Raw genomic sequence first — 17603 nt, forward strand, 5'->3', positions numbered from 1 at the left:
TTCATATCAAAACCCAAACTTTATTTCTTTTTGGAAAGGACTGTATTTCGTGACGATCAATAGATGATAGCAGTTTAAAGTTTTTTCTCTTTTCCTTAATAGCTCATTTTAACTTTTAACTTTAACAACTAACATCATGAGAAAATTTATAGCTGAATTTTTTGGAACTTTTTGGCTTGTTTTAGGAGGCTGTGGAAGTGCTGTCTTGGCTACTGGTGTTCCTGAATTAGGAATTGGTTTTGCTGGCGTCGCGCTGGCTTTTGGTTTAACTGTTTTAACAGGTGTTTATGCCTTTGGGCCCATTTCTGGCGCTCATTTTAATCCTGCTGTCTCCATTGGTCTTTGGGTTGGAGGTAGATTTAAAGGAAAATACCTACCCGGTTACATTGCCAGTCAATTATTAGGCGGATTTGCTGCAGCAACCACATTATATGTTATTGCGTCAGGAAATGATGCTTTTAGTGTTTCTGACGGGTTTGCTGCAAACGGTTATGGTGAGCATTCACCTTTAGGTTATGGCCTAAAATCGGCTTTAGTAACTGAAGTCGTAATGACATTTATGTTTTTATTGGTTATTCTTGGCGCCACTCATAAAAAGGCTCCCACTGGATTTGCTGGAATAGCCATAGGACTTACCTTAACGCTTATCCATTTAATTAGCATACCAGTAACCAATACCTCTGTTAACCCCGCAAGAAGCACAAGTCAGGCGCTATTTGTAGGAGGTTGGGCCGTTGAACAATTATGGCTTTTCTGGGTAGCACCCATTCTTGGAGCTATCATTGCTGGTTTTGTTTTTAAAATTTGGGAAAACGATACCTCAGAAGATTAACTTAATAAATTTGTTGGATGCCACTTTCTAGTGAAAAAATAAAAACACGTGTGCAAAGCTTCTTACCTTTTTTAAGTACCGAAGCAATTGATCAATTCATTGGTCTTTGTCAATATGAAATCCATAAAAGCAAAGATATTATTTTAGAAAGTGGCAGAACTGATAAATACGTGTTTTTAATTCTTAGTGGTTCTTCTCGGGCTTATAGCCTAAAAGAAAATGGCCAGGAATTAAATTGTCACATGCGTTCTGAAGGTTATCTTTTTGGAGACCCAAGAGTATTTGAAAATTGCCCACAAATTTTAATAATTGAGGCAATTGGTGAAACCCATATTCTAAAATTTGACATCGCAAAGTTAGAATCTCTCGGTTATAAAAATGCTGAACTAATGCAGCTTTATATACATTTCCTGAAAGAGATTATTTCTGCATTTTCAAATAGAATTCATGCCTTTGTTTCAATGAGTTCTGAAGAACGATATCAGGATTTGTTGGAACTGAATCCGCTTTATCTGGAATCCACTTTTGACAAGCATATCGCCAGTTTCTTAGGTGTAAAACCTTTAACACTCCATCGCATTAAAAAAAAGCTGAAAATTATCAAATGATATTTTTTTAGTGTTACACTTCCCTTAGTTTTGGTAAAGCTCTTAATATTAATCTATTACCAATTATCTATGAGAATTTTTAAATTTCAAAAAGGAAACCCATCTATTATTAGTTTCCTTTTACTACTATTTTTTATTTCTTCTTGCAACACCAACAAAACCTCTCCAACAGAAGAAACTACTGTAACCAAAGACGATGGCTTCAAGGGAAAAATAGCCCTAGACATAAGAGATTCTGAATCAGACTGGTCGGCCTACACCCCAAAATCTGCTCCTGAAGGCGCTCCTAACATTCTTTTTGTTCTTTATGACGACACAGGTCTTGGAGCTTGGTCTCCGTATGGTGGGCGTATCAATATGCCTACCTTGAACAAACTAGCCGCCAACGGCTTAACTTATACACAATGGCATACAACAGCCCTTTGTTCCCCTACTCGCTCTACTATTTTAACAGGTAGAAATCACCATTTAAATGGAATGGCATCTATTACTGAAACAGCCGATGGTTTCCCTGGATCAAATGGACGAGTTCCAGATGATTGTGCCCCATTTGCTCAAATCTTAAGAGATAATGGCTGGAGTACCTTTTGGATAGGAAAAAACCACAATGTCCCCGAGCAAGATGTGGCACCAGGAGGAAGTCGTTCTGAATGGCCAACACAAATTGGCTTCGATCGTTTTTATGGGTTCTTAGGCGGGGAAACAAACAACTGGTATCCTGATTTAGTCATGGATAACCACTTTATTGAAGCACCTGCCACTCCTGAGGAAGGCTACCATTTATCAAAAGATTTGGCAGATCAAGCCATTACCATGTTGCGTGATAAAAATGCAACCAATCCATCAAAACCATTCTATATGTGGTTTAACCCGGGCGCCAATCATGCTCCACACCACTCTCCTGCCGAATATACAGCAAAGTATAAAGGCAAATTTGATGATGGTTATGACGCCTATCGAGACTGGGTAGTTAACAGAATGAAAGAAAAAGGAATTTTACCCGAAGACACCGGAATGGCCGATTTTAACCCTATGCCAGAAAATATGGCAAATCCAGCCGATTATGTGCGTCCATGGGAGGAGCTAAACGACAATGAAAAGAAATTGTTCTCGAGAATGGCTGAAGTTTATGCTGGTTTTTCAGAATATACTGATGCTCAAGTCGGCCGTATCATTGATTATTTGGAAGAAACTGGCCAATTGGAAAACACTATAGTACTTTATGCTGCTGACAATGGTGCTTCAGGTGAAGGTAGCCCTAATGGATCTGTAAACGAAAACAAATTCTTTAATGGCTATCCTGACAGCTTGGAAGAAAATTTAAAATATATAGATGTTTTGGGAGGACCTGACACCTACAACCACTTCCCTACTGGATGGGCTGCAGCTTTTTCAGCACCATTTAAAATGTTTAAGCGTTACTCGCAATATGCTGGCGGAACTAATGACCCATTGGTCATTTCCTGGCCAAAAGGTATAAAAGCTAAAGGTGAAATTCGCCATCAATACCATCATTCAGTTGATATTGTCCCCACATTATTAGAGGTTTGTGGTATTGAAATGCCTAAAGTTTATAATGGTGTTGAGCAAACACCACTTTCGGGAGTTTCTATGGCCTATACTTTTGACGCAGATCCAAATGGTCGCACACAAAAAGAGGTGCAGTACTATTGCATGCTTGGAACCCGAGGCATTTGGAAAGATGGCTGGAAGGCTGCCGCAGTACACTCGCCCTTATCAGGAAAAAGTAACTTTGAGGATGATGTATGGGAATTATATCATGTAGCCGAAGACCGTTCCGAAAACAACAATCTAGCCGAAGAATACCCAGAAAAACTGGAGGAGCTTAAAGAAGAATGGTTCCGTCAAGCTGAAATAAATAAGGTTTTACCATTAGATGATAGAAGTGCAGCAGAAATTCTAGGTACAGAGCGTCCAACTCAAGAAGCTAAAAAAGACCGCTATATCTATTACCCAAAAACAGCTCCCGTTCCAGAAGGAGTTGCCGTAAACATCAGGGGCAGAAACTATAAAATACTGGCCAATGTAGAAATTACTAAGGCCAACCCAGAGGGTGTTATTTTTGCCCATGGTTCGCGTTTTGGAGGGCATGCTCTTTTCATTAAAGACAAGAAATTATATTACGTTTATAACTTCTTAGGCATCAAACCTGAACAGGTTTTTGTTTCCAACACCACGCTAAAACCGGGCAAGTATACCCTAGGAATGGAATTTGTCAAGGAGAGTCAAGGGGATTATGGAGAAGCCATTGGTCACACTAAACTTTATATCAATGAAACTGTTGTAGCCGAGGGACCTATGAAAACGCAACCTGCTAAGTTTACCCTTTCAGGAGATGGGCTTTGTGTGGGTTATGATAGTGGCGACAATGTGAGTGAATTATATAAATCACCGGGAGAATTTGAAGGAGGAAAAATTCAAGCAGTTGGTGTTACAGTAGAAGGAACTCCTTATCGAGATTTAGAAGCTGAAGCCAAACGCTTAATGATGACTCAATAAATAAGTGTTTCATTAGTGTTAAAAAGGTCTGACTACAAATTGGTTTGTGTCAGACCTTTTTTATTACTTCTTCAATTCCAGCTTTTCAGCAAAATAATCACAAAAATCTTTCATAGTTGCGGTCATCTTTTCGTCTTGAGTAGCTCTATGAAAGGTATCACTCATGGCGACCAAAGTTTGATGGAAAAACACTTTCATTTCATCTACTGGCATTTCTTTAGTCCACAAGTCGATTCGAAGTGTTTCTTGGGCTTCACTATCCCAAACTGAAAGCAACATAGCTTTAGCTTCCTCATTTTCAATACCGCCATCTTGGGCTGTCCAAAATAACTTTTCTGGAACTCGGTTTTCATCAAGTTCTACATTTAATTCTATGGTTGATTTTATAATAGACATTATTTTTTAGGTTTAAATTTTGCGTTATTAAATATCTCTTCTGGCTCCATGATCAACATATTTTTAAAGGAGGTCTCATTATTTTCCATATAAGACCTAACAATTTGCCATCCCAAATACGCGCCTATTCTACCGGGTGATTCTTTATCAATTTCTTCTAAGTAAAATTTAGAAAAGGGAGCAGGGTTTATAAATCTACTAGGTAATTTAGCATCTGTACTATACAGCAGTTCCCTTTCTATAAAATACCTCCAAATAGGTTCTTCATTAGCCATTGCCCAATCCAATTGATCTTGGGTATAACCCATTTTTTCAGCATCACTTTTAAAAGGAATGACCTTATCCTTAAAATAAAGTATTTTCCCATGATAAATCATCTCATCAAGAAGCGTCTTTCTTTCTGATTGGAAAATAAACTTTTCTGCATATGCTGCCGCCATATCGACTACAATTTGCTCTCTTTCAAAATTATCACGAATATATTTATGAATGCCTTCGTAAAAATGATGGCCTTCCCCTAAATAGGTATCCAAAGAAATCAACACAATAGAATCGGTCACTATGGATTTGTTTCTATAGTCCACCGAGGAAGTTACCGTAATGACTCTAGGAGTTCGAAACTCATTAAAATAATATTTTAAATGTTGGAAGAGCTTTCTAATATCTTCCTTCTCATCATCTAATTGCGGAAAAGCCTTTATCGTTTCCTTTGACAATTCTTGCTGAAGGGTATCTTGAATTTTAGCAATCCAAAAAGAATCGGGATACTTTTTGGCAAACATAAATGGATACTCCCTTTTTGTTTCACTTAAGGTCTCAACTGTGGTTTCTGAAAATATTTTATCAAATCTTTCTATCTGAAAATCTATTTGAATCTTAGCGATCCTTTTTTCTACCTCATCTTCCTTTTTACAAGAAAACACGGCAAAACCTAGAAAAAGAAATAAGAGAAATTTCTTCATAAACTTGCTAGCTGTTAATTTTTAAAAGTACTAGGTAAAACCTATTTTTGTTAGGCAAAGTTACTATTCTTTGACTTAAAACTTGGAACATGCAAACAGAAAAAGTTATAGATTATATTGTCAATTGGCTAAAGGATTATGCCACTAATGCTAAAATTAACGGTTTTGTGATAGGTATCTCTGGAGGTATTGATTCTGCAGTAACCTCCACATTATGTGCTAAAACAGGACTCGATGTATTATGCCTTGAAATGCCTATACACCAAGCATCTTCGCAAGTAACAAGAGCCATAAACCATATTAACTGGCTACAAGAACATTTTCCTAATGTGTTATTGACACAAGTTAATTTAACTCCTGTTTTTGATAGTTTGGTAGCCTCTTTACCAACCGTAAAAAATGAGGAAGATCGCTTTATGTCATTAGCCAATACAAGAGCTAGGTTAAGAATGACTACCCTTTATTATTTTGCGGCCTTAAATGGTTATTTAGTAGCAGGAACCGGAAATAAGGTTGAAGATTTTGGAGTTGGTTTCTACACCAAGTATGGAGATGGCGGCGTTGATTTAAGCCCAATTGCTGACCTTTTGAAAACTGAAGTTTATGAAATTGCGAAGGTTTTAGGTATCAATCAAGAAATTATTGAAGCGCAACCAACTGATGGATTATGGGGTGATGACCGAACTGACGAAGATCAAATTGGAGCTTCATACCCAGAGCTTGAATGGGCCATGAAAATGGACGAAAAGGGTAAAAAGGCAACTGATTTTAGTGGGCGCGAACTAGAAGTTTTTAAGATTTACAAGCGTTTCAATCAAGCCAACAAGCATAAAATGGTTCCCATACCCATATGTGAAATTCCCGATTATTTGAAGTAAAAATCTGACTTAGTATCATTTATATTTACTATCTTTACAATAAGTGGACTTTGCTTGACCCTAATTTTTACCTCAACAGCCTAATAATTTAAAAACACTAAGAAAATGATTAAACTGTTAGTTGTTGACAGCCATCCTATCATTAGAAAAGGGATTGAGCTTTTATTCATGTCCTCTCCAAATATAAAAGTTGTAGGAGGGGTTAGTAACGGTGAAGCTATCTTTGACTTTCTAAAACAGGAAAAGGCAGATGTCATATTATCTGAAATTGACCTTCCTAAATTAAATGGAATTACTGCTTTAAGGAGACTTTCTAAAGAATATCCTGAAATTAAAGTGCTTATTTTTACTGCGCAACCCGAAGAAATTTATGCCTTAAATGTCATTAAAGCAGGTGCATCTGGATATATCTCTAAATTTTCAAACATCATTACACTGAAGGAAGCCATCTTGAAGGTAGCTGATGGCGATAAATTCTTAAGTCCTACTCTTGCTCATCAATTGGCTTTTGGTAGAAAGGCAGGCAGATCATCTACTTCCCATTACAAAAAATTATCTACCAGAGAAGTGGAGGTTTTAAAACTTATTTCTTCAGGCAAGAAAAACAAAGAAGTAGCTGAAGAGTTGGAAATTAATGAAAAAACCGTGAGTACTTATAAAGCACGCTTAATGAAAAAACTACATGTAACAAACATTGTTGACCTCATTAACCGAGCTAAATTAATGGACATTTAGATAGGCTTGTTCAGCTTTCTGGATAACAAATTATCCAATTTTTTATAACCCATAACCTCTTCCAATATTTCAAGATGTTGATCTGCGATATTGGATTTGGTTGTCTCCCCCAATTCATCAATCTTTTTACTTATTAAAAAACATCTTAAATGTAAAATGGTCTCACTAACTAATTGTGAAACTGTATCGGTCTTCTTTTTGGGATAAATATCCTTTTTTGTCCAATCAGAAAGTTCGTATCGCTCATCTTCCATTAAAATAGTGGTTATTTCTGAAGCAATATGCGGCTCTACATCATTTACAAAACTCTCTACGGTAATTTCTGGGTTTTGGTTTAATTGTTCAACAACCGTATAATATAGTGTTTTAAACTGTTCATTGGTAAATTCCATTTCATCCTCCTGTAAATCAAGAAACACCTTTTCAAAAACACGAGCTTCTTGCTTTACCGGCTCCAAAACCAAATCACCCTCCTCATTTTCCTTTAAAATCAAATCTTCAAATTCTTCTACTCTCGTTCCGTAAAGTAATAGTATCTGTATGATGCGTCTTTCCAATTCATATTGCACATCAACCTTTTTTACTGGCTGCTCATTGCGAATGACATCAAAAGCTTTTTGTTCTTTTTTAAAACTTTTATTTGCCTCATTTAACTCCTTTTTACCCAGCTGAGCTAAGGTGCTGAACAGTACTTCCTCGCCAATATCCATGATTTTGGCACATTCCTGTATATAAACTTCCTGTTTGATCCTATCTGGAATTTTGGAAATACTTTGGATGATCTCTCTTATGGTCTCAGCCTTTTTTATGGGATCATTCTTAGAGTCTTTGGTGAGCAAAGTCGCCTTAAATTGGATAAAATCCTGTGCGTTTTCTTCCAGGTAAAGCGATAATTCTTCAAGGGTATTTTCTTTAGCGAAACTATCGGGGTCCTCTCCTTGCGGAAACGAACATACCCGCACATTCATTCCTTGTTCCAAAATTAAATCAATCCCTCTGATAGATGCCCTAACTCCCGCATCATCTCCATCAAACAACACCGTAATATTTTTAGTCAGTCTACTTATCAATCGTATTTGATCAGGGGTGAGTGCCGTACCTGAAGAAGACACTACGTTATGAATCCCTGTTTGATGGAATTGAATGACGTCTGTGTATCCTTCTACCAAAAAACAGTTGTCTTCTTTAGCTATACTTTGTTTGGCATGATAAATCCCGTAGAGTACTTTCCCTTTGTGATATATATCACTTTCTGGTGAATTTAAATATTTGGCAGCCTTTTTATCATTGATTAAAATTCTTCCTCCAAATCCCAACACCCTGCCACTCATGCTTAAAATGGGAAACATGACCCTGCCTTTAAATCGATCAAATTGCTTTTCGCCCTTGACAATGGTGAGCCCTACTTTTTCCATGAACTCCAATTTGTAACCCTTTTTTATAGCTTCATCGGTAAATGCGGTCCATTCATCCAAAGAATATCCAAGTCCAAATGTCTTAATGGTTTCTGTTGTGAACCCTCGCTCTTTGAAGTAACTTAAACCAATCGCCTGACCAGCATTTGTTTTATGTAATACCTTTTGGAAGTAAACATTAGCAAAATCATTGACCAAATACAAACTCTCTTTCTCGTTGGCTATCTCCTTTTGCTCTTGTGACTGCTCGGTTTCCTCAACTTCGATATTGTACTTTTTAGCTAAATATTTTATGGCTTCCGGATAGGTAAAATGCTCATGCTCCATTAAGAAAGCCACGACATTCCCTCCTTTACCACTACTAAAATCCTTCCAGATTTGTTTCACAGGTGACACCATAAAACTGGGTGACCGCTCATCGGTAAATGGACTTAGCCCTTTGAAATTAGTTCCAGACTTTTTCAAATTGACAAAATCTCCAATAACCTCTTCTACACGGGCTGTTTCAAATACTTGGTCTATGGATTCCTTTGAGATCATTATTAAACAATTGAAGAATGTAAAAATATAAAGATTAATAAAGAGAGGGTAAAATATTTTTGTTAAATTGATTGGGTTAATCAATTACTAACAAATTAAAAAATGCTTATGAAAAAGGATTTAATTCTTAAACCCTTGCTACTGGCTATTGTCCTTAGCCTAGTGATTTTTAGCTGTTCAAGCGATGATGACTCAGCAGCAGAACCAGAAGACAATTCACCTCCACCAACATTATTTGATAAATGGTGGTATGATGTAGACGATTACTCGGCCGATATCTACTTTCATTCAACAGGAGAATATGAACAAGAATTACATTTTGCCGGAAATGTATATCCAGCTACTGGCACCTGGCACTGGATCAATGAAGCCACAGGAGAAATGAAACTTGAAAACCTTCAAGGTCCTATACAAGTAAATTCAGAACTGTATATAAATATTATCTCTGTGGATGATCACTTGCTTACGCTAGAAAGGTCTCCCGATGGAGGTTCGTTTACTCCAATTGTTTATGAAGACATCGATTAAAAAAAGCCCTCTATTGAGGGCTTTTTTAATTAAACTAATCCAAATCAAATCGTAAACCGAGTGAAATATTATTTTGGTCTATCACTTGGTCATTGAATATAGGAGACAAATCGTACTTAGCATAAATTCCTATATTTCCAAAACCCATATAAGCGCTCAAACCGTAAACAAAATTATTGGTGTTATAATCCTTGTATTTGTCCTTTTTCTTCTTATCATTTTCATCATAGTATTTCACCTTTTGGATAGAGGAAATATTGAACCCTCCATATCCTCCAATTCCAAATTTAAACTTATGAAAGGTTGAATACCTGAAATAATCTTCTCTCTCAATTTTTCGAGATGGCCCAAATTCAAAATGAACAGGAAACACAATATTAGTGGTTCTAAACTTGGACTTTCGGACATTTAAAGGAAACTCTTCCAACACCACTTGTCCTTCATTATTCTCAGATAAAATCCTGTTCCCCTTAATATCTAACTTATTCCATTGAAATGAGAATCCATATTTAAGTCTCATGGCATTGCTATTCTTAAATACCCTTGTTTTCCAAGCCCATCCCAGTTCAACAAAACCGGATCCTCCCAATTTATATGGTGAATCATTTAATGATTCGCCTTCAATAATGGCATTATTGAATCCGATAGCAAATACCAAATCACTTGTAGTTCGACGGTCGTACTTCCTAGGTTTCAACCTATAATCTTCTCGCTCACCCACATAAAAAGAGCCTCGATCAAATTCATCTGAATCTTCATTCTTACCAATTTCCAAAATGAATCTATTTCCTGGGGTATATGTACCCGCCAAATTTCCATTTCTTTCCAATAAAGCGATTTGATTGTCAATGATGGCCAACCTATTCTCAATATTTAACGCTCGATTTTGGGCAGCTTCTTGTTTTAAGGCCTCTGCTTCACTCGATGTGATTTCACCCTTTTCCAACTGAGAGTTAATAGACTCTACTTCCTTTTTGAGGGCTCCCTTTTCCTCCTGAGTAATTGTTTCTTTGGTTTTGTTGAGTTGTTCAATCTTCATTTGTTTCTGCTCTAATTGAATAGAGTCCTGGGCATTCATATTGCTTGTGACAAGACACAAAACAAGTGCCACCAAAAGTTTGGTAATGATGTTCATAACTGTTCGTTTTTTAATTGATGATTAATTTTAATAATTACGTTGGGCAACTGCAGTTTTTACCGTTTTGTAACCAACTTGTAAAGCTTCAAAAACTTTATCTCTAAACGAATGATCCAAATCATCCTCAACGTCTTGAAGAAGCATCATGGCGTCAACCGTTTTTGAGTTTTCTTTATATATTTTTTGATCGTTTATTTCTTTTTGGGCTTGAGCCAACAAGGCGCTTATATCTTCTTCAGCTACTACGCCTTCTCCATGTGTTTCTTTTAGAGTTTTTAAACTATTAGCCAAATCTTGCAACTTCTCATTCTCATGATCAACCTCCTGTTCTTTGATACTATGATTTGCAATTAAAGTTGCCTCCTCTATCTTTTCCTTAAAGGATTCCTTCTCTTGATTCTTAATAATTCTGTTTGTTTCTATAACCTCTTCTTTTTCAACCGAGACTAAAGGACTATCAGACGGGCTTGATTTAGATTCCGTCTCTATTTCTTCAAAGGCCATTTGATTGCTATCAACTTTTCCCTTTTTAGTGTCTTTAAAGGGTATTTGATTTATCTGCTCCACCGCTTGAGGTTCCTCAACCAATTTTTTCTCTTCAACACCTAAAGTTTCCTGGTTAGACATTTTATAAAATAGGGTTGACAATAAAACTACTCCAACCAAACTAGCTGCTAAACCAATTATCCAAAATTGTCTTTTTTGGGATTTCTTTGTTTGGGCATCTAGCTCCAGCTCCAATTTATCCCAAACTGAGTTTGATGGCTGCATCATTCGCTCTTCCAACTGCTCTTTTAATTTCTCTTCAAACTTAAGTGGTGCCATTCTCGCTTTTATTTCGTTCTACAATTTGTTGTTGAAGCATTTTTCGTGCTTTAAACAACTGTGATTTAGAAGTCCCCTCCGAAATATTTAAAATCTCAGCAATTTCAATGTGTTTGTAACCTTCAATGGCATACATAACGAAAACCATTTTATACCCTTCGGGTAATTGATCAATCAATTGTTGTATTTCAGCAACATTTATTCTTTGAGTGATATTATCTGATTTTATTTGGGGCATTTGAGCTTCATCTGTAGCAAATTCAACTTTTTTATTCTGCCTAATAAATGAGATACACTCTCTTACCATAATACGCCTAATCCAACCCTCAAAACTTCCATGGCCTTTGAAACTCTTTAAATGGGTAAACACTTTTAAAAACCCATTCAAAAGAACTTCTTCTGCCTCTTGTACATCCTTTATATAATATCTGCAAACGCTTAACATTTTTGGACTATGCCAATCATATAGCACGCGTTGAGCATCCCGGTCATTCTTTAAGGCTTTATCTATAAGCCTCCCTTCATTTTTATATAATTGAATTACTTTCAACAGCCGATCAAATATTGACTTCTATATACATAGACGCAAATTAAACTAAAATGGTTGCCTCATATGTAAAAAATAAATAAAATTACCAATAAAAACCTCATTATCAACTCATTTAAAACAAAGAAATGTAAACCAATAAGTGCTCTTTTTTATTGCAATCAAGAATAGTTATATTTGAATTCTCATTGATCAAAAACCTATTTCATGTATAATAAATTCATCATTCTAGCTTTTTCCATTTTCATTTTAAGCACTTCTTGTAGTAGCAATGACGACCCAATAATTTCAAGCGGTAATCCTGTTGAGAATCCTGAACAGCCCATTGATCAAGAACCAACTGATAATATTGTGGTATATGAGCCAGATTTATTTGAAGACAGTTATGTCTTAGCCATTGAAAATGGTGGCACGAAATCTTATATACTTAATAAGGAAGGACATAAAATAAAGCAATGGAATTTCAACAAAAATATGGGCCAAGATTTAGAGCTATTAGAAAATGGTCAATTGTTGGGAATGTTTAAAGTTGATAATCCTATTATTTCCTTTCCGGGTTATGGCGGAATAATTAGGCTCATAAATCCAGATGGGTCCATTGATTGGGAGTTTGAATATTACAGTAACAATTATATTTCCCATCATGACCTAGATAGATTACCAAACGGTAACATCCTTTTTATCGCATGGGAAAGAATAGAAACAGATGTAGCTCAACAAAATGGTGTTGATGGTGGGGCAAATATATTAACTGAAACCCTTATTGAAGTTAATCCTGAAACTGATGAAATTGTTTGGGAATGGCATAGTTGGGATCATATTGTCCAAGAGTTTGACGATACCTTGCCAAATTATGGAATTGTATCTGAGAATCCTCATTTAATAAATATTAATTACAACGAGGCTTCAACAAGTAATTTAATGCATTTTAATGGACTTGATTATGATGAAGAAAAGGATGTTATTTATGTAACTGTCAATTATTATAGTGAAGTTTGGGTCATTGACCATAGTACAACTACAGCTGAGGCTTCAGAACATTTGGGAGGCAATTATAACCGAGGAGGAGATCTCATTTATAGATTTGGTAATCCAACCGCCTATAATAATATGGAAGGAGAAAGAATTTTTTATAATTGCCATTTTCCTAATTTGATAGAAGGAGATATTCCTGGTCATGGTAATATGTTGGTATACAATAACGGAAACAATCTTTCGCAATCTTCAGTAATGGAAATTGAAATACCAATGTTTTCTTTAAATCCTAACTTCAATAATGAACCAACAATTGTTTGGTCTTTTACAGATCCATCTCTTTACTCTCCATTTATTTCTGGAGCTGTAAGACTCAACAATGGAAACACTTTAATTTGCGAGGGAACTTATGGGTTTTGGGAAATAACTCCTAATGGCAATGTTGCTTGGAAATATGAAGGTTCTAATCAGGAATCCTTTTGGAGATGCTACAATTATTTACCTAATTCTGATGCAATTATGAATCTAGGTTTATAATTATTTTTTTCTATCAATAACATAATTAACCATGAGTTCCAGTGAATTCTTAAATTCAGAATCTGGATATTGGTTCAAGATTTCAAGGGCTTCCATCTGGAAGCCTTTCATTTTTGAAATTGCATAATCTAACCCACCTTCTGTTTTTACATAGGAAATCACTTCCTTCACTCGGCTTTTGTTTTTATTATGATTTTTAACCGAATTTATCAACCAAGCCCTTTCCTTTTTAGGAGCCTTATTTAAAACATGAATAAGGGGTAAGGTCATTTTTTGCTCCTTAATATCAATTCCAGTGGGTTTTCCTATTTGATCATCTCCATAGTCAAATAAATCATCTTTTATTTGAAACGCCATTCCGATTAACTCTCCAAATCTCCTCATCTGTTCCACCTCAGGAGAATTAGGTTTTACTGATGCAGCTCCAAGACTACAACATGCCGCTATTAAAGTTGCTGTCTTCTGACGGATGATTTCATAGTAAACCTCTTCAGTAATATCCAAGCGTCTTGCCTTTTCAATTTGAAGAAGTTCACCCTCACTCATTTCCCTTACAGCAACCGAAATGATTTTCAATAAATCAAAATCATTATTGTCAATAGATAATAACAAACCCTTTGATAGTAAAAAGTCACCAATCAATACGGCTATTTTATTTTTCCAAAGTGCATTAATGGAGAAAAAACCTCGGCGTCTGTTACTGTCGTCAACGACATCATCATGCACCAACGTGGCTGTATGAATTAATTCAATAACCGATGCACCTCTATAAGTTCTTTCACTAACTTCACCGTGGTTTATCATTTTCGCAACCAAAAACACAAACATAGGACGCATTTGTTTTCCTTTTCGGTTTACAATGTAGTGGGTGATTCTATTTAGTAGGGCCACCTTGGAAGACATTGATAGTCTGAACTTTTGCTCAAAAAGTTCCATTTCAAAGGCAATAGGCTGCTTTATTTGTTCAACGATTTTCAAGAATAGCCACTCTTTGTTAAAAGAATAGCAAACCTAATAAAAAAAATCAATCATTTGGCAATTCTCTCAAAATTCAAAATAGGTCATTAGGATTTCATGATTTAAATAACTAGATTTAAGGAAGTAACATACTAAATATCAATCATATGAAAAACTTTACTCTTCTTCTTTCTATTTTATTTTCCATCCAACTAATAGCACAAGAAACTGTTTGGTCGGATGATTTCGACGATGCAGATATTTCCGATTGGACTCTAGTTGATAGCGATGGAGACGGAGCTAATTGGATTGCTGTCCAAATTGTAGATGATGATGATGTACCTGTTGGTACTCCAGTATTAAGATCTGCATCTTGGAGCGGCAGTGCATTAACGCCTGACAATTGGGCCATTTCCCCAATGATGAATTTATCTGGTGCCTCTGGAGCAATTTCCCTTAATTATGAAGTAATGGCCATAGATGCTTCATGGGACATAGAAAATTACACAGTCTATGCAGCTACTGGAAATACTATTGATGACTTCCTTGCCTCTGACATATATTTTAACGAGTCTACCTTAGATGGTGTAAATACTTTAACACCTCGTACATTGGATTTATCAGATTTGGCCGGAGAACCTATGGTTTACATTGCATTCCGACATCATGATGTCACAGATCAATTCACTATTGAGATTGATAATGTTGTAGTTGAAGCGGAAACCTTAAGCATTGATGAATTTGACGTAAATAATGTACAAATTTCAGTCAGTAATAATTTGATTAAAGTAACTAATTTGAATAACAGTGCTCAATATCAATTATTCAGTATTACTGGGCAGAAAATGCTAACAGGAAATTTAGATGGCTCATCTCAAAGCACCATTAGCACATCAAATCTTACCCGAGGAATTTATGTCATTCAATTGTCAAGCTCAGAAAGCGGCAGTACCTTAACCAAAAAAATAGTGATTTAATAAAAAAAAGGGAACCTAGTAAGTTCCCTTTTTTTTATTGATTTTTGTTAGCTAACTGCCCGCAGGCTGCATCTATATCCTTTCCTCGAGACCGCCTTACCGTAACAGTAATATTATTTGCCTCTAACATGTTAATATACATATTCAAAGCCTCCTCACTCGCTTGCTGAAACTCACCGTCATCTATAGGATTGTATTCGATTAAATTCACCTTACTGGGGGCGAATTTACAGAAGTCTATTAAAGCTTCTACATCTTTCTTTCTATCATTTATACCTCGCCAAACAACATACTCATAGGTAATTCTATTTTTCGTTTTGGCATACCAATATTCTAAGGCCTCCCTTAAATCTTTAAGTGGGAAATTTTCATTAAAGGGCATAATTTTAGAACGCACTTCGTCAATCGCTGAGTGAAGGGATACGGCCAATTTAAACTTTACCTCTTCGTCTGCCATCTTCTTTATCATCTTGGGAACCCCTGAAGTTGAAACTACAATGCGTTTTGGCGACATACCCAAACCTTCTGGAGAAGTAATTTTATCAATAGCCTTTAGCACATTATTATAATTCATCAATGGCTCTCCCATTCCCATAAAAACAATGTTACTTAAGGGTTTGTTATGGTACAATCTACTTTCCTTATCTATGGCGACTACTTGATCAAATATTTCATCGGGGTTTAAGTTACGCATGCGTTTTAAACGGGCTGTAGCACAAAACTTGCAATCTAGACTGCATCCAACCTGACTGGACACGCAAGCTGTGGTTCTATTTTCAGTTGGAATGAGAACGGATTCAACCACCAATCCATCATGAAGTTTCACCGCATTTTTAATGGTGCCATCTGAACTTTTCTGCATGCTATCAACCTCAATATGATTGATTACAAAATGGGCATCCAATTTATCCCTGGTCTCCTTTGAGATATTGGTCATCTCATCAAACGAATGAGCCGATTTACTCCAAAGCCATTCGTAGACTTGATTTCCTCGAAAAGCTTTATCACCCTCCTTCACAAAAAAATCACGCAACTGCTCTTTAGTCAGCGCCCTAATATCCTTTTTACTATCCTTCATCATATCAAAGATAATTGAATTACAAACAAAACAAGCCTTGTAAAAACAAGGCTTGAATTATTTTTGAAAATTATTTTCTACAAAATCAACATGGCATCACCATAGCTGTAAAATTTGTATTTTTCTTTTACAGCTTCTTCATAAGCCTTTTTCATGAAATCGTGACCTGCAAAAGCAGAAACCATCATTAATAAAGTGGATTTTGGGGTATGGAAATTTGTTACCATACAATTTGCAATACTGAAATCATAAGGAGGGAAAATAAATTTATTGGTCCATCCCTCAAATTCATTTAATGTTCCACTTGAAGACACAGAACTTTCCACAGCACGCATTACAGTTGTACCAACAGCACATACACGTCTTTTTTCTGCAATTCCTTTATTTACGGTTTCAACAGCAGCTTTTTCAATTAAAATCTCTTCACTATCCATTTTGTGCTTGGACAGATCTTCAACCTCAACAGGGTTAAATGTCCCAAGACCAACATGCAAAGTAATTTCGGCCAAATTCACTCCTTTAATCTCCAAACGCTTTAGCAAATGTTTTGAAAAGTGCAACCCCGCTGTTGGTGCAGCTACCGCTCCTTCCCTTTTAGCATAAATAGTTTGGTATCTATCTTCATCCTCTGGCTCTACCTCTCTTTTGATATATTTTGGAAGTGGTGTTTCCCCCAATTCTCTTAACTTGGTTCTAAAATCTCTGTAAGACCCATCATAAAGAAAACGAAGGGTTCTACCTCTAGAAGTTGTATTATCTATAACTTCAGCTACCAACGTCTCATCATCACCAAAGTACAACTTATTACCGATACGGATTTTTCTAGCTGGGTCAACCAAAACATCCCATAGTCTTTGCTCCTCGTTAAGCTCTCTCAATAAAAACACTTCAATTCTGGCTCCCGTTTTTTCCTTATTACCATATAATCTGGCAGGGAAAACCTTGGTGTTGTTAAGAATCATCACATCATTTTCATCAAAATAATCGATTAAATCCTTAAAGTATTTATGTTCAATAGTTTGAGTTTTTCTATCCAATACCATTAAACGTGCCTCATCCCTATTTTCTGAAGGATACTCAGCCAATAATTCACTGGGTAGATTGAAGTTAAAATGTGATAATTTCATCTGTTTGTTTTAAAATTTAAATTAAGCT

The 17603-nt window shown here is 36.0% G+C and carries 17 protein-coding genes; 8 read left to right on the forward strand and 9 right to left on the reverse strand.

What is annotated here, in order from left to right:
* The first annotated feature begins 136 nt into the window (after positions 1-136).
* From aqpZ to ZA07_RS03195, 3 genes are all read left to right on the forward strand, one after another.
* The gene (gene aqpZ, locus ZA07_RS03185) at positions 137-832 is read left to right on the forward strand and encodes an aquaporin Z (protein ID WP_053970286.1); all 696 of its coding nucleotides are present in this window, start codon (positions 137-139) and stop codon (positions 830-832) included.
* Between the two features lie 17 nt (positions 833-849).
* On the forward strand, positions 850-1440 hold the full coding sequence (locus ZA07_RS03190; RefSeq protein WP_053970287.1) for a Crp/Fnr family transcriptional regulator: 591 nt from the start codon (positions 850-852) through the stop codon (positions 1438-1440).
* Between the two features lie 69 nt (positions 1441-1509).
* On the forward strand, positions 1510-3960 hold the full coding sequence (locus ZA07_RS03195) for an arylsulfatase (protein WP_082316500.1): 2451 nt from the start codon (positions 1510-1512) through the stop codon (positions 3958-3960).
* A 63-nt stretch (positions 3961-4023) separates the two neighbouring features.
* Here the strand turns inward: ZA07_RS03195 and gldC are convergent, their stop codons facing one another.
* The gene (gene gldC, locus ZA07_RS03200) at positions 4024-4356 is read right to left on the reverse strand and encodes a gliding motility protein GldC (protein WP_053970288.1); all 333 of its coding nucleotides are present in this window, start codon (positions 4354-4356) and stop codon (positions 4024-4026) included.
* On the reverse strand, positions 4356-5318 hold the full coding sequence (gene gldB / locus ZA07_RS03205) for a gliding motility lipoprotein GldB (protein WP_053970289.1): 963 nt from the start codon (positions 5316-5318) through the stop codon (positions 4356-4358). The genes gldC and gldB overlap by 1 nt, the downstream gene beginning before the upstream one ends.
* Positions 5319-5407: 89 nt before the next feature.
* On the opposite strand from gldB, the gene nadE reads away from it, so the two are divergent.
* Together nadE and ZA07_RS03215 are read left to right on the forward strand one after the other, a co-directional pair.
* Positions 5408-6196, forward strand: a complete 789-nt coding sequence (gene nadE / locus ZA07_RS03210) for an NAD(+) synthase (RefSeq protein ID WP_053970290.1) — start codon at positions 5408-5410, stop codon at positions 6194-6196.
* Positions 6197-6301: 105 nt separating this feature from the next.
* Positions 6302-6931, forward strand: a complete 630-nt coding sequence (locus ZA07_RS03215) for a response regulator transcription factor (RefSeq protein WP_053970291.1) — start codon at positions 6302-6304, stop codon at positions 6929-6931.
* Here the strand turns inward: ZA07_RS03215 and dnaG are convergent.
* Positions 6928-8886 (reverse strand): DNA primase, encoded by a 1959-nt coding sequence (dnaG, locus tag ZA07_RS03220; RefSeq protein ID WP_053970292.1) that lies wholly within the window; start codon positions 8884-8886, stop codon positions 6928-6930. The genes ZA07_RS03215 and dnaG overlap by 4 nt on opposite strands.
* 108 nt (positions 8887-8994) lie before the next feature.
* Between dnaG and ZA07_RS03225 the strand changes: the two genes are divergently transcribed.
* Positions 8995-9414 carry a hypothetical protein gene (locus ZA07_RS03225; RefSeq protein WP_157492044.1) on the forward strand — a complete coding sequence of 140 codons (420 nt, stop codon included), beginning with the start codon at positions 8995-8997 and terminating at the stop codon, positions 9412-9414.
* A gap of 34 nt (positions 9415-9448) precedes the next feature.
* On the opposite strand, the gene ZA07_RS03230 is transcribed toward ZA07_RS03225, so the two are convergent.
* The 3 genes from ZA07_RS03230 to ZA07_RS03240 are packed head-to-tail and all read right to left on the reverse strand — an operon-like array spanning position 9449 to position 11927.
* Positions 9449-10549 carry a hypothetical protein gene (locus ZA07_RS03230; protein ID WP_053970294.1) on the reverse strand — a complete coding sequence of 367 codons (1101 nt, stop codon included), beginning with the start codon at positions 10547-10549 and terminating at the stop codon, positions 9449-9451.
* Positions 10550-10579: 30 nt separating this feature from the next.
* Positions 10580-11377: a hypothetical protein gene (locus tag ZA07_RS03235; RefSeq protein ID WP_053970295.1), complete on the reverse strand. Its 798-nt coding sequence runs from the start codon at positions 11375-11377 to the stop codon at positions 10580-10582.
* Positions 11364-11927: an RNA polymerase sigma factor gene (locus ZA07_RS03240; protein WP_053970296.1), complete on the reverse strand. Its 564-nt coding sequence runs from the start codon at positions 11925-11927 to the stop codon at positions 11364-11366. Before ZA07_RS03240 ends, ZA07_RS03235 begins: the two co-directional genes overlap by 14 nt.
* A 204-nt stretch (positions 11928-12131) precedes the next feature.
* On the opposite strand from ZA07_RS03240, the gene ZA07_RS03245 reads away from it, so the two are divergent.
* Complete coding sequence (locus tag ZA07_RS03245; protein WP_053970297.1) at positions 12132-13436, forward strand: aryl-sulfate sulfotransferase; 1305 nt, start codon at positions 12132-12134, stop codon at positions 13434-13436.
* Here ZA07_RS03245 and ZA07_RS03250 read toward each other — a convergent pair whose 3' ends face one another.
* A complete protein-coding gene (locus ZA07_RS03250) occupies positions 13437-14414 on the reverse strand; it encodes a polyprenyl synthetase family protein (RefSeq protein WP_053970298.1) in 978 nt (325 codons plus the stop codon).
* A 146-nt stretch (positions 14415-14560) separates the two neighbouring features.
* On the opposite strand from ZA07_RS03250, the gene ZA07_RS03255 reads away from it, so the two are divergent.
* Positions 14561-15370: a choice-of-anchor J domain-containing protein gene (locus ZA07_RS03255; RefSeq protein ID WP_053970299.1), complete on the forward strand. Its 810-nt coding sequence runs from the start codon at positions 14561-14563 to the stop codon at positions 15368-15370.
* 34 nt (positions 15371-15404) lie between these two features.
* Here ZA07_RS03255 and rlmN read toward each other — a convergent pair whose 3' ends face one another.
* A complete protein-coding gene (rlmN, locus tag ZA07_RS03260) occupies positions 15405-16448 on the reverse strand; it encodes a 23S rRNA (adenine(2503)-C(2))-methyltransferase RlmN (protein ID WP_053970396.1) in 1044 nt (347 codons plus the stop codon).
* A gap of 77 nt (positions 16449-16525) precedes the next feature.
* Positions 16526-17575, reverse strand: a complete 1050-nt coding sequence (gene queA, locus ZA07_RS03265; RefSeq protein ID WP_053970300.1) for a tRNA preQ1(34) S-adenosylmethionine ribosyltransferase-isomerase QueA — start codon at positions 17573-17575, stop codon at positions 16526-16528.
* Positions 17576-17603 lie beyond the last annotated feature (28 nt).

It is taken from the genome of Mangrovimonas sp. ST2L15 (assembly GCF_001280515.1).
Taxonomy (GTDB): Bacteria; Bacteroidota; Bacteroidia; order Flavobacteriales; family Flavobacteriaceae; genus Mangrovimonas; species Mangrovimonas futianensis.

Coding starts and splice junctions, on each gene's coding strand:
- gldC (WP_053970288.1), bottom strand. CDS start 4,356: ATGTCTATTATAAAATCAACCATAGAATTAAATGTAGAACTTGATGAA.
- ZA07_RS03255 (WP_053970299.1), top strand. CDS start 14,561: ATGAAAAACTTTACTCTTCTTCTTTCTATTTTATTTTCCATCCAACTA.
- rlmN (WP_053970396.1), bottom strand. CDS start 16,448: ATGAAGGATAGTAAAAAGGATATTAGGGCGCTGACTAAAGAGCAGTTG.
- ZA07_RS03230 (WP_053970294.1), bottom strand. CDS start 10,549: ATGAACATCATTACCAAACTTTTGGTGGCACTTGTTTTGTGTCTTGTC.
- ZA07_RS03235 (WP_053970295.1), bottom strand. CDS start 11,377: ATGGCACCACTTAAGTTTGAAGAGAAATTAAAAGAGCAGTTGGAAGAG.
- dnaG (WP_053970292.1), bottom strand. CDS start 8,886: ATGATCTCAAAGGAATCCATAGACCAAGTATTTGAAACAGCCCGTGTA.
- aqpZ (WP_053970286.1), top strand. CDS start 137: ATGAGAAAATTTATAGCTGAATTTTTTGGAACTTTTTGGCTTGTTTTA.
- queA (WP_053970300.1), bottom strand. CDS start 17,575: ATGAAATTATCACATTTTAACTTCAATCTACCCAGTGAATTATTGGCT.
- gldB (WP_053970289.1), bottom strand. CDS start 5,318: ATGAAGAAATTTCTCTTATTTCTTTTTCTAGGTTTTGCCGTGTTTTCT.
- ZA07_RS03190 (WP_053970287.1), top strand. CDS start 850: ATGCCACTTTCTAGTGAAAAAATAAAAACACGTGTGCAAAGCTTCTTA.
- ZA07_RS03245 (WP_053970297.1), top strand. CDS start 12,132: ATGTATAATAAATTCATCATTCTAGCTTTTTCCATTTTCATTTTAAGC.
- ZA07_RS03215 (WP_053970291.1), top strand. CDS start 6,302: ATGATTAAACTGTTAGTTGTTGACAGCCATCCTATCATTAGAAAAGGG.
- nadE (WP_053970290.1), top strand. CDS start 5,408: ATGCAAACAGAAAAAGTTATAGATTATATTGTCAATTGGCTAAAGGAT.
- ZA07_RS03225 (WP_157492044.1), top strand. CDS start 8,995: ATGAAAAAGGATTTAATTCTTAAACCCTTGCTACTGGCTATTGTCCTT.
- ZA07_RS03195 (WP_082316500.1), top strand. CDS start 1,510: ATGAGAATTTTTAAATTTCAAAAAGGAAACCCATCTATTATTAGTTTC.